At 62.0% G+C, this 11,862-nt stretch carries 7 protein-coding genes; 2 read left to right on the top strand and 5 right to left on the bottom strand.

The features are described from left to right. Positions 1–32: 32 nt before the first annotated feature. From B2X55_RS06560 to ylqF, 3 genes are all read right to left on the bottom strand, one after another. Positions 33–389 (bottom strand): YraN family protein, encoded by a 357-nt coding sequence (locus B2X55_RS06560; protein ID WP_286821415.1) that lies wholly within the window; start codon positions 387–389, stop codon positions 33–35. A 106-nt stretch (positions 390–495) separates the two neighbouring features. Further along, complete coding sequence (locus tag B2X55_RS06555) at positions 496–1,278, bottom strand: ribonuclease HII (RefSeq protein ID WP_286821414.1); 783 nt, start codon at positions 1,276–1,278, stop codon at positions 496–498. After that, positions 1,275–2,198, bottom strand: a complete 924-nt coding sequence (gene ylqF, locus B2X55_RS06550) for a ribosome biogenesis GTPase YlqF (protein WP_286821413.1) — start codon at positions 2,196–2,198, stop codon at positions 1,275–1,277. Before ylqF ends, B2X55_RS06555 begins: the two co-directional genes overlap by 4 nt. Before the next feature lie 105 nt (positions 2,199–2,303). On the opposite strand from ylqF, the gene B2X55_RS06545 reads away from it, so the two are divergent. Beyond that, on the top strand, positions 2,304–2,879 hold the full coding sequence (locus B2X55_RS06545) for a BsuPI-related putative proteinase inhibitor (protein ID WP_286821411.1): 576 nt from the start codon (positions 2,304–2,306) through the stop codon (positions 2,877–2,879). 109 nt (positions 2,880–2,988) lie between these two features. Beyond that, the gene (locus B2X55_RS06540; RefSeq protein ID WP_279181766.1) at positions 2,989–4,335 is read left to right on the top strand and encodes a hemolysin family protein; all 1,347 of its coding nucleotides are present in this window, start codon (positions 2,989–2,991) and stop codon (positions 4,333–4,335) included. A 78-nt stretch (positions 4,336–4,413) separates the two neighbouring features. Here the strand turns inward: B2X55_RS06540 and addA are convergent, their stop codons facing one another. Beyond that, positions 4,414–8,262 (bottom strand): helicase-exonuclease AddAB subunit AddA, encoded by a 3,849-nt coding sequence (addA, locus tag B2X55_RS06535; RefSeq protein WP_286821410.1) that lies wholly within the window; start codon positions 8,260–8,262, stop codon positions 4,414–4,416. Further along, positions 8,228–11,860: a PD-(D/E)XK nuclease family protein gene (locus tag B2X55_RS06530; protein WP_286821409.1), complete on the bottom strand. Its 3,633-nt coding sequence runs from the start codon at positions 11,858–11,860 to the stop codon at positions 8,228–8,230. The genes addA and B2X55_RS06530 overlap by 35 nt, the downstream gene beginning before the upstream one ends. Between the last annotated feature and the right edge of the window lie 2 nt (positions 11,861–11,862).

Genomic DNA, 11,862 nt, shown 5'->3' with positions numbered 1-11,862 from the left:
CCGCTCGAGAAGGCAGGCAGCCTGCAAAACGCTCACGTCTCAAACGCGCCGAGCAGGTGATGGATTTCCCAGCGCTCCCCTGCGACGCAGACCTCAATGACATCAAAACGACAGAGACAACCGTCGAGATGTCTCTGCCGCAAGAACCAGCGCGCAGACTGGATGATTTTCTGTTGTTTCCGGTAATCGACAGCGGCCGCCGGGCGCCCAAAGCGCCTCGTGCGCCGCGTCTTGACTTCAATAAAGGCCAATGTCTCCCCACAGGCCGCCACGATGTCAATCTCACCGCGCGGCGTGCGAAAATTGCGCGCAAGAAGCCTGTAACCGGCCCGTTCGAGAAAAACGGCCGCGGCCTCTTCGCCCTGACGGCCAAGTTTCGTCGTGTCCATGATTCTCTCCACATTCCCTGTAATTTTCAAACGATTCGTATAGTTTCATTATAGGGGCTGAGCGAGAAAGAGTCAAGCATCCTGCAAAGCAGTCCGATACCTGCAGTCAGATTCCGTCGAAGTCGTAGGAGAGCGAACGCACTGGCTCGAAGGAGCGGCGGTGAATCGGGCACGGACCGTACTTCTTGAGCGCCTCGATGTGCTGCGCCGTGCCGTAGCCCTTGTGCTGCGCGAAGCCGTACTCCGGATAGACCTTGTCGTACTCGTCCATGAGGCGGTCACGCGTGACCTTGGCGATGATTGAGGCCGCCGCTATCGAAGCGGACTTCGCGTCGCCCTTGATGATGGACTCTGAGGGCATCGGCAGCCTGTCGAGCGACACGGCATCGATGAGGACTTCCTGCGGCTCCGGCCGCAGCGAGAAGATAGCCTCGTACATGCCGTTGATCGTCGCCCGGTAGATGTTGACGCGATCGATTGTCTGCGCGTCAATGAGCGCCGTGCCGACGGCGATAGCCTTCTCCTGGATCTCATCGAAGAGCTCCTCGCGGACCTTGGCCGAGATCTTCTTCGAGTCATTGAGCTTCGGCAAGCAGAGGTCGTGCGGCAGGATGACGGCCGCCACCGAGACAGGACCGGCGAGCGGACCGCGGCCCGCCTCGTCGACGCCGGCCACGATCTCGTGGCCGCGTGCCCAGGCCGCATGCTCGTAGGCGTAGAGCTTCAGCAATCGTTCGTGCTCCGCCTGTGCCTTCTCGTAGCGGCGCACGAGGCGGGCCGCAGCCTTGCGCGTATCCGCGCGGCAGGCGGCGAGGAATTCCTCGCTGACCGCGCCAGCGGCAAAGGCCGCCTCGAGTTCCTTTATCGTGCAGTCTGCGACGGCCTTCATGCCTCATCCCCCCGCTTCTCATCAGCAGCTTCCGTCGAGGCAGACTGGGGGACCTTATCGAGCGTGACGAGACCGAGCTTGCCGCTGCGGAACTCTGTCAAGACGATGTTCTGCGCCTTCTCGAGGTCGACGACGCCGCCCTTGACGAGGCAGCCGCGCTTGCGGCCGATGGCCTCTAAAAGCTCGATGCCATCTTCCGGCATATCCCCCTTGAACTTGAAGCGCTCCTGCAGGCGCTCCGGATAATCGCGGCGCATGACAGAGAGCAGGAGCGCCGTGACCTGCTCGCGGTCGTAGATGTCGTCGTTGATGGCACCCGTGAACGCAAGCTTCAGTCCGACCGTCTGGTCCTCGAACTTCGGCCAGAGGATGCCCGGCGTGTCGAGCAGGTCGAGCGCAGCGCCGATCTTGATCCACTGCTTCGCGCGCGTGACACCCGGCTTATCGGCTGCCTTCGCCTTGACCGCGCCGGCCAGGCGGTTAATGAGGGACGACTTGCCGACGTTCGGGATGCCAAGGATCATGCAGCGCGCCGCGCGCGGCCGACCGCCGTTCTTGACGAAACGGTCCGTCTTCGGTCGCGCGAGTTCCTCCGCCTTCGCGACAAGCTGCTTCATGCCGCGTCCCTTGACCGAGTCAATGGCGACAGCCGGGATGCCCTGCGCACGGAAATACGCGAGCCAGCGCTTCGTGCTCGCCGAATCCGCGAGGTCCGACTTGTTGAGCGCGATAAGGCGCGGCTTCTCCTTGATGATCTCCGCCAGCATCGGGTTGGCGCTGCTCGCCGGGATGCGCGCATCGAGCAGCTCGATGACGACATCGACGAGCTTCAGATTCTCCTCGATCAACCGCTGCGCCTTTTTCATGTGGCCAGGGAACCACTGGATTCCCGGCAGGTCATTTCTTGTTTCTTTTTCCATGTATCTTCCTCCGAAAAAAATCTTACTTCCATTATAGCATAACATGGTACAATAAAGGCAACGATACCCATGTGAATCAAAACAAATCATCAGGAGTGATGCATCATGAAACGATATGCCCTTATCCCCGCACTCGCACTCGCGCTCGGCGCAGCCTCCATGCCGGTGGCCTCCGCTTCCTTCGGCACGGGGATTGGCGTCTCCTTCCCGACGTCCGGATCGCACAGCAGTGAGATCGTGCCATCATATGCCGCCTTCAGCTTCGATAAGATTGTCGAGGAGCTGACGGTCGAGGAAAAGCACGGCCGCCTCATCATGGAGCTCAAGGTCACGAATGACGGTGACAGCGACTATTCCATCGCGCATCGCGACGGCCAGGTCTACGACTTCGCCATCCTCGACAAGAATGGCAAGACGCTCTACAAGTGGTCGGACGGCATGGCCTTCACGCAAGCCCTGACGAGCTCCACCGTCGCCGCCCACAAGAGCGAAGTCTACAAAGCAGAGCTCGACCGCAAGGCCTACCGCAAAATAAAGGACGACGGTGTGCTCGTCACGGCCTGGCTCGTCGATACGCCGTACAAGATCACGACGCGCATGCCGACAAAAGTCGGCAGCTCCACGCCTGTGACGCTGCACGGTGGCATCATCATCGGCAATGGCCCTTGGTATGATGACTGAGTCTTCTGCTCCTGCTCCGCCAGATGTGACAAAGCACCATAGTTATGCTATATTATAAAGAACACAGTTTACACTATATTTCATGCAGATAAAAGGATGTGTATCATTTTTGGACAATACTGACGCGGGCCTACTGCTCGTCTTACTCTTGTTACTGCTGTTTGCCAATGCCTTCTTCTCCCTGATTGAGACGGCGCTGACGGAAAGCCACCGCGGCCGCCTCGAGAAGCTCGCTGAAGATGGAAACCGCGACGCAGAGGCGGCACTCGGTTTGCTCGAGAACGCAGAAGCGCCGCTTTCCCTCGTCCAGGTCGGCATCACGCTGACGGGTATCCTCATGGGAATCTGTACGGGTGCGTTCATCGCGCCGTACCTCGCCACCTTCATCTCGTTCCTGCCGCATGCCACGCTCATCGCGATGATTCTGAGCATCGTCGTCGTGACGTACATCGCTCTGCTCTTCAGCGAATTCCTGCCGAAGAAGAAAGCCGCACAGAATCCTGAGCGCATACTCATGAAGTATCACCGCATCGTCGCAAGGCTCACGCATCTCGCACGGCCGTTCATCCGCTTCCTGTCCAGCTCCGCGAGCGGCGTCCTGCTGCTGCTCGGCATCAACCCGAACATCGAGGACACCGTCACAGAGGACGAGGTCAAGGACCTCATCGAACAAGGCACAGAAGACGGCACCTTCGAGAAGTCCGAGCAGGCCATGGTCGACCGCATCTTCCACATGAGCGACCAGACGGCCTACTCCCTGATGACGCCGCGCACGCAGATGCTCTGGCTCGATCTGACAGATTCCCTGCGCCACAACCTGCGCATCATCCGCGAGCATCCGCAGAATGTCTTCCCCGTTGGCCGCGAGAACCTCGACGATTTCTGCGGCGTGCTCTACGCCAAGGACCTCTTGAATGCCTCGCTCGAGCGCAAATCGCTTGACCTCGCGCAGTACATCCGCAAGCCCATGTTCGTGCCGCGCTCGATGGAGACCTTCCGCGTCCTCGCAAAATTCCGCGATACAGGCATTCATGAGGCCATGGTCCTCGACGAATACGGCGGCGTCATCGGCTTCATCACCATGAACGACATCCTGCAGGAGATCATTGGCGACTCCATGTCAAATGTCGAGCCCGACCCCATCCAGTTCACGCCGCGCGATGAGCACTCATGGTACGTCGACGGCCTCTGCTCCATCGATGACTTCAAAGAGCGCTTCGACATCGCCGAACTTCCCGACGAAGACCACGACCACTACCAGACGATGGGCGGCTTTTTGACCTCCTACTTCGGCTACATCCCGAAAGTCGCCGAAAAATGCGAGTGGAACGGCTTCACCTTTGAAGTCGTCGACATGGACCGCGCCCGCATCGACAAGATCCTCGTGACACGCGAAGAAAAAAGCGGCGACGCCACCGCAGCGCCGTCCGATGCAAAAAAAGAGAGCGACAAATAAATCATCGCAAAGCGAAAAAACGAGACTGTAACCAGATGCAACACCATCTGGTTACAGTCTCGTTTTTGATTCAGCGATTCAGGGAATCCGCAGGCTCGTGCCGTCGTGAAGCAAGAAGAGGATGCTCTCTTTGACGGGCTTGCCGAGGATGGATTCGACGGCTTCGCGGTAGAGCTCGATCTGCTTGGCGTAGCGGCGGCGGATCTTGTCGGGGGCGGTGTCGCGGTCGGTCTTGTAGTCGAGCAGGACGAGGCTGCCGTCGTTTTCTTCAAAGAGGACGTCGATGACGCCTTGGATGAAGATTTTCTCCGCGCTCTCGCTGTAGGCGGGATTGACTTTGCCGACGGGGATCATGCGGCTGAAGGGCAGTTCGCGCCAGACGCGCGCAGCGCTTTTCATGCGCTTGCCGATGGCGGATGAGCAGAAGCGCTCGATGCTCGTGTAGTTGACGGCTGACTCGTGGCCCGCGGCAATCAGGCCCTTTTCCTCCATCAGGGCGACCTGGGCGCACAGGCCCTCGCGCGTCAGGTCGCCGTGCAGGTCAAGATTCTGCATGATGCTGTGCATGAGCGTGCCGCGCTCGGCGCCTGACAGGCGTCCTTTCTGCTGCAGGAACTGCGGGCGACGCCAGATGGCGGGCTCAGCGGGCTGCACAGCAGGCAACGAGGCCGGTTCTTCCTCGCGCTGCGCCTCGGCAAAGCGCTGCTTGATCTCGGAGACGGTCATCTTGGCCGTGATGCCCGGCAATGCTTCTTCACCGTAATGCCAGCCGAGGCGGTGCTCGACCGTCTCGCGCTCTGGCGATGCGGGCAACTCCTTTCCAGCGCGCACGGCCTGCAGGAGCGCGTCGAGCTCTTCTTCCTCTTCATGCGGCTGGATCTTGTCGGCAGCGAGCAGATGGACGGCAAAATGGGCATCGGGCTCGACAGCGTCGAGCATCTCGCCCCAGTCTGCCCCTGCGGCCTCGCGTATTGCCGCGCCATCCGTATGGCGCGCCACGGCAGGCGCAATCCAGTCGAGATAGCTGCCTGCCTCGCGTATCATGTCATCGGGCAGAACGAGCTCGCGGCTACTGAGGCTGCGCGCATAGCGCTCGGCCTGCCTCTCCCACTTCGCTGCGGCCATCGTGCCCGTCAGGATGAGCTTTTCGCGCGCGCGCGTCATGGCGACGTAGAGCACGCGCATCTCCTCGGCCTTCGTCTCTGCGACAATGCGCGCGGCGATGGCCTGGTACGGCAGCGTGTCGTACATCTGCCGCCCGACGTCGGAGCGCTCGACGAGACGCGGGCCGATGCCGAGCTCCTTGTGCATCAGGAAGATTCCTCTGGCATCGAGCTGGTTGAAGCCCTTGGCGATGTCGGCGACGATGACGACGGGGAACTCGAGTCCCTTACTCTTGTGGATGCTCATGATGCGCACGACGTCCTCGCTCGCGCCGAGCGTACGCGCGACGGAGAGGTCCGTATCGCGCTTGCGCAGGTCCTCGAGGAAGCGCAGGAAGCGGAAGAGACCGCGGTAATTCGTCTTCTCATACTCTGCCGCGCGGTCGGCTAGCATGCGCAGATTCGCCTGGCGCAGCAAGCCGCCCTTGAGGCCGCCGACGTAGTCGTAGTAGCCCGTCTCGCGGTAGAGTGTCCAGATGAGCTCCGGCACGCTGTGGCTCACGGCATAGCTGCGCCAGCGGTTGAGCGCGGCACAGAAGTCGGCCGCGCGGTCGGCGAGTCCTTCCTCGAGCGGCGTCTCCGGTGAGTGGCTGCGCAGCAGGGCGCCGAAGAGGTCCTCGTCGGGGACGGACATGCGCAGGCGCGCGAGCTCCTCCATCGTGAAGCCACCGATTGGAGAGACGAGCACGGCTGCCAGCGGGATCTCCTGACGCGCGTTGTCGATGGTCTTCAAGAGGGCGAGCACGAGCCGCACCTCATTGGCCTCAAAGTAGCCGCCGTCGACGTCGGCGTAGGCAGGGATGCTGTTCTTGCGCAGCAGTTCGAGCAGCGTGTTGGCCTTGCCCTTGACGGCGCGCAGCAGCACAGCGATGTCGCGGTACGCCAAGGGGCGGTATCCACCGGCATCCTTGTCGAAGACGCGAACGCCTGACTCCATGAGCGCTGCGATGCGGTCGGCGATGTGCTGCGCCTCGAGCTCAAAGCCCTCGAGCCCGCTGCCATCTGATGCATCATCGGCCGTCTGGCTGAGGCCCGCGACGGGCTGCTCCGGCTCACCGCGCAGGATGATGTCAATCTCCATCGGCCCCTTGAGTGTATGCTCGGCCTCAGGATACGAGGCCCCCGGGTAGAGGCGGCTTTTCTCGTCGTACTCGATTTCCATGGCCTCGCGCGTCATGACCTGGTCGAAGATGAAGTTGATCGGCGCAAGGACTTCAGCGCGGCTGCGGAAGTTCTGCTTCATCGTGATGAGCTGTTCCATGTCATTGGGTCCCGGCTTCTCGGGATAGGCATCGTACTTCGCCTGGAACAGGTACGGGTCAGCGAGGCGGAAGCGGTAGATGCTCTGCTTGACGTCGCCGACGGTGAAGCGGTTGTCATCGCGCGCGATGAGGTTCAGGATGGCCTCCTGGACACCGTTCGTATCCTGGTACTCGTCGACCATGATGACAGCATACTTCTCGCGCAAGTCTTCCGCCGCATCCGTGCGCAGCGCCCTGCCCTTCTCGCCGCGGAAATCCGCTTCTTCCGCTCCGGCAAGTGCCTCCGGGTCGCGGCAGAGCACGTCAAGCGCGAAGTGCTCGAGGTCGTTGAAGTCGAGGACATTGCGCTCTTTCTTGGCCGCCTGCAGTGCATCGATGAAAGCGGCCGTCAGGTCTGCATAGCGCCGCACCGTCGCGCTGCACGCTCGGATGTCCCCCAGTACATCCTCCTCAGTCTGCGCCATGTAGCGGTCCCTGGCATCCGTGAAGATCTTCTTGGCCTCGTCGCGGTTCTTCTCGAACGACTTGCGGACCTCAGGGAACGCCGTGCGCAGCGCATCGTATTTCTTGCCGCGCAGCACGGGCTGCTTCCACTGCCTGGCCGCAGCGCAGAAATTGTCCCAGCCGCCCGCCTTCTTCTCGGCCAGGGCCGCTCGATAAGCGGACTGCACCTCTTCCAGCTTCTCAATGCAGCCCTGCAGATATTCGGCATAGGGCTGCCAAGCCGCGAGCAAGGCTGCCTCCGCTTCCTCAGAACGGCCGCCCGTGCGGACAAGCGCACACACCTCTTCATAGGCGCGGACGCTGCGCTCAATCTCGCAGCCCACGGCCGAGACAATCGTATCCGTCCAGGGCGTCTGCCAGAAGTCCGCAGACTCCGCTTCATAGCGCTCCTTCTGCTGGCGCAGCCACGCCTTTGGGAAGGGTTGGCTCTGGCAGAAGCTGTAGAGCTTCAGCACGGCATTGTGGACAACCTCATCGCCGTGGTCGTCGCCGTAGTCGTCGACGAACTCGAGAAAATCCTGCCACCTGGCCTTCCCATCCTCATCCTCTGGCATCTTGTAGGAGGTCTCGAGCAATTCCTCCAGGACATCGCGGCGCATCAGGACCATCTCCTGGTCGCTGGCCAGACGAAACTGCGGGTCCACGTCGATGGCATCGATGTTCTGGCGGATGACCTTCTGGCAGAAGGCGTGGAACGTGCAGATCGAGGCGCCGGACAACAGGACAATCTGGCGCTCGAGCCATTCGGCTGTCGCGCGGTCATCCGTCTCTAAGAGCTTCTGCTGCAGAGCTTTGTCGATGCGCTCACGCATCTCTGTCGCCGCTGCATTCGTGAACGTCACGACGAGCATCTCGTCGACACTGCACTCGCGCGCGAGAAGCTGCGCGATGATGCGGTCGACGAGCACGCGCGTCTTGCCCGAGCCTGCTGCCGCTGCGACAAGGATGTTGCGGTGGCGCGCCTCAATCGCTTTCTTCTGATCCTCTGTGTATTGCATCGAGCAAATCTTCCTTTCCTGTGCACTCGGCCATCTTCTCCTCCAGCACATCATCGTCCTCCGGGCCGATGTCGCGGTACGCGTAGCCTTCGATGTCGGGGTCGAAACCGCAGACGTCGCGGTATTCGCAGTACGTGCAAGCCGTCTGTTCTTTCTTTGCCTTGAGGCGGTACGGGCTCGCACTGATGTCGCCGCCGAGGATGGCCCGCCCCGTATCGCGCAGGATGTAGTCGACATACGCGAGCATGAGCTCGAATTCCTCCGGCTTGCGGATGTAGCCGTACTTCCTGCTATTAGCGTCAAAGTCCATGACGGGCTCGCCGTCCGGGCCGATGACATCCTTCTTCTTCTCGTCTTTGACCTTGCTTAGTCCCGGCTTGATAAAGCCGAAGCTCGCATCAATCGCCTTGGCGACGTCGAGATCAGCCAGCACCCAGCCCGGCATGCGCAGCTCGGCATTGACGCGCTTCTCGAGCTCTGCCTGCGTGTACTTCTTGCGCGTCTGCAACAGTGGATTCTGCAGGAAGGCGTAGAGGATGCCCGCGGGCAGGCGCTTCTCGCCCTTCTCTCTGAGCAGCTCGCGCCCGACCATCATGTAGACGAGCAACTGCAGGCGCAAGCCGTAGTATACCTCGAAGAGGTTGATGGCGACATGGCCCGTCTTGTAGTCGAGGATCAGATAGTACGGCGCGCACTCGTGCAGGTCAAGGCGGTCAATCTGGCCTTTGAACGAGAGCGCGTAGCCATCGCCGAGCGGCAGTGGCCTCAGGTGGACTTCGTCGTCTGAATGGCCGAATGCCTCCTCGAAAAAGGCTGGCTGGAAGGCCGAGACGGCCGCCCAGGCTGACAGGTGGCCGACGGCCTGCTCCGCCGTCTTCTCGATGCGCTTCTTGAGGTGGCGGTAGTTGTCGCGGCTCAGCAGGATCTCACTCTGCAGGCGCGGAGCGAGCGTGTTGACGAGCTCCTCGCAGAGCTCAGCGCGCTTCTCCTCCGGCACATCCTGCCAGCGGTTCGCGTAGTCGCGCTTGACGATGCTGCCGTACTCCTTGAGCACAGCGTGCAATAGCTGGCCGAGGTCCATCGAGCGGAACTGGTACTCCCTGCGCTCCTGGAGCTTCAGGCCGTAGGCCGCGAAGTGCGCGAACGGACACTGGCGGAATTTCTCGAACTGCGTCACGCTGCCGCGCAGGACCGTGCCTTTGGCGAAGATCTGCTCCGCCAGCTCCTTCGGTATCCTGCCATCGCCCGCATGTGCAAAAAGGCCCGAGAGTGCGAGACGAAGCGGCCGCTGCCATTCCTTCTGCCGCATGGCCCAGTTGTAGACATCGCGCCAGCAGGGCTGCATCTCCTGATGCTCGCGCTCGCCGCGCAGGGCATTGGCGAGGCCCGAGAGAGCCGGGCGCGGTGCCGCTAGCAACAGGTCGTCGTCGCGCCGCACCGTCTCCAGCGGAATGGAAAGGAACGCCGCCTTCGGGAAGAGCTCGCGCAGCTTCTTGACAAGCGGTGACGGCTGCAGGCCATTGCCCTCCGCATCAGCCAGCGCATAGGAAATCCAGAGATACTCGCGCGCCTCTGTAAAGCCGCGGTAGAGCAAGAACTTCTCGCCGAAGCTCTTCTCGTGGCCGCCGCGCGAGATCGTGTGCTCCTCTTCGCCCTCTTTCTGGCAGGCAGCCAGCGTCTCCGCGATGTGCAGGCGGTCGGCATCGGAGAAGATGCCCTGCTCGCGCACGCGGCGCGGCATCGTCGCGGCATCGGCGCCGAGGATGTAGAGGCCGCGCATGTTATCGAGGCTGTTCTGGTCAAATGAGGCCAGCGTCACATAGTCGAGTCCCGGCGGGATCAGGGAGATCTGCAGGGCATCGAGGCCGTCGCTCAGGACAGCCTCATAGTCTGATAGCGTCATCTTCTCCGCACCGCTGACTTCAACGAGCTGGTCAAAGAGCGCCATGCTATCGTCCCAGAGCTGGCGGTGCTCGGCTGCATCGGCCAGGCGTCCCTCGCGCTCAGCGATCTCCGCCCACTCCTGCAAGCGCACGGGCACCTCGAGGCGCACGAGGAAGTCGTAGAGCGCCTTCGTATAGCCGCGGACGTCATCGGCCGCGCGCAGGTCGCGCTCCAGCTCAGTCAACGCCTCGACAGACTGGCGGCGCAGGGAGTCGATGAGCGCCAGCGTCGAAGCTGTGTCCTCGTCGACCTGCTCGCCGTCCTCTAAGCTGTAGCGGCGGTGCCAGTCCCACGGCTTTTCCTGCTGCCAGCGCTTGCGGCCGCGGATGCCGAACTCGAGCACATAGTTCTCGAGCCTGTCGATGTCCTCGCGCACCGGCGGGAAAAAGCCCGTGCGCAGGCAGCGGAAGACCGTCTCATAGCGCCAGTCACGCGAGACGACCTCGATGGCCGAGCGCATGAGCTCCGCGAGCGGATGGTGGATGCTCGGCCGCTTCGAGTCCTCGAAGAACGGGATGCCGTAATCCTCGAAGACGAGGCGCACGAGGTCGCCGTATGCTTCGCTATCGCGCACGAGGATGCCGAGCTCGCGGTAATGCCAGCCCTCGTCGCACACGAGGCGCAGGATGTCCGCAGCCGCACTCTCGACCTCGAGCCTCCTGTTGGCCGCCTCGACGAGCTGCATGCCCTCATCCTCTGGCCGGGCCGAGCCGCCATAACGGAAGAGATCCTGCTCCATCCCGCGCAGGATACTTGCCGGCGCGAAGCGATGCTGCTCCGCGAGCAGGTGGATGGGAATTGCACCGCGATAGCCGAGTTCTTCGCGTGCCATGCAGCGGATGGCCTGCAACGTCCGGTACGGCCGATTGAAGAGCGCCGTCTCCTGCAGATTCTCGGGCAGGTCGAGACGCACGCGCTCCTCTCCTTCTGCTATGCCTGCCATCGGCAGGGCGATATGAACCTTCGCCGCCGTCATGAGCAGGGCGCGCAGCACAGCCATCTCCTGCGGATTGAAGAAGATGAAGCCGTCGAGCCAGACCTCTGCCCCGTTGAGCAGCGGCGCTTCGAGGATGGCCTCAGCGAGCTGGTTCATCATGTCCTCGGCATCGTTGGCCTTGCCCTGCATCTCCGCCGCGAATTCATCCGTCAAGAGCGCCATCTCCCGCAGCTTGCCCGCAAGGCGCTCGTTGCCCTTGGCGAGCTCTTCGGCAGCTTCGCGCAGCACATCCGTCGTCAGGCGGTAGCTCTTGAACTCCTGGATGGCGTCCGAGAGGCTCTCCGTGAAGCCGCGCTGGCGCACAGCACGCGCAAAGACATCGAGGTCCTTCTCCTTCTGATGCTTCACGAGGATCTTGCGCAGGAGCAGGCGGCGTCCGACGTCGCTGATGCGCGGCACCTTCATATGGCCCGTCTCCAAGAGCACGTGGCGCGCGAAGCGGCGGAAGCCGAAGACGTAGCTGCGCAAGAAGCCGCTGCCCTTCGGGATGCTCGCGGCGAGCTCGCGCTCCACCTTGAACGTCATGTGTTCCGGCAGGAGCAGGATGAGCGCGGGGCCCATCGGTGCTTCTGCCATGCGCTGCCGCATGGCATCAAGGCAGGCATGCGTCTTGCCTGTCCCCGCTCTGCCTATGATGAAATCGAGTGTTGCTGTCATAT

The sequence above is a fragment of the Mitsuokella sp. UBA4253 genome (assembly GCF_002395285.1).
GTDB lineage: Bacteria > Bacillota > Negativicutes > Selenomonadales > Selenomonadaceae > Mitsuokella > Mitsuokella jalaludinii.
This window is presented reverse-complemented; position numbering and strand designations above follow the sequence as displayed.

Excerpts from the sequence above, each read along its gene's own strand:
- B2X55_RS06545 (WP_286821411.1), top strand. The coding sequence starts at position 2,304 with ATGAAACGATATGCCCTTATCCCCGCACTCGCACTCGCGCTCGGCGCA.
- addA (WP_286821410.1), bottom strand. The coding sequence starts at position 8,262 with ATGCAATACACAGAGGATCAGAAGAAAGCGATTGAGGCGCGCCACCGC.
- B2X55_RS06555 (WP_286821414.1), bottom strand. The coding sequence starts at position 1,278 with ATGAAGGCCGTCGCAGACTGCACGATAAAGGAACTCGAGGCGGCCTTT.
- B2X55_RS06530 (WP_286821409.1), bottom strand. The coding sequence starts at position 11,860 with ATGACAGCAACACTCGATTTCATCATAGGCAGAGCGGGGACAGGCAAG.
- B2X55_RS06560 (WP_286821415.1), bottom strand. The coding sequence starts at position 389 with ATGGACACGACGAAACTTGGCCGTCAGGGCGAAGAGGCCGCGGCCGTT.
- ylqF (WP_286821413.1), bottom strand. The coding sequence starts at position 2,198 with ATGGAAAAAGAAACAAGAAATGACCTGCCGGGAATCCAGTGGTTCCCT.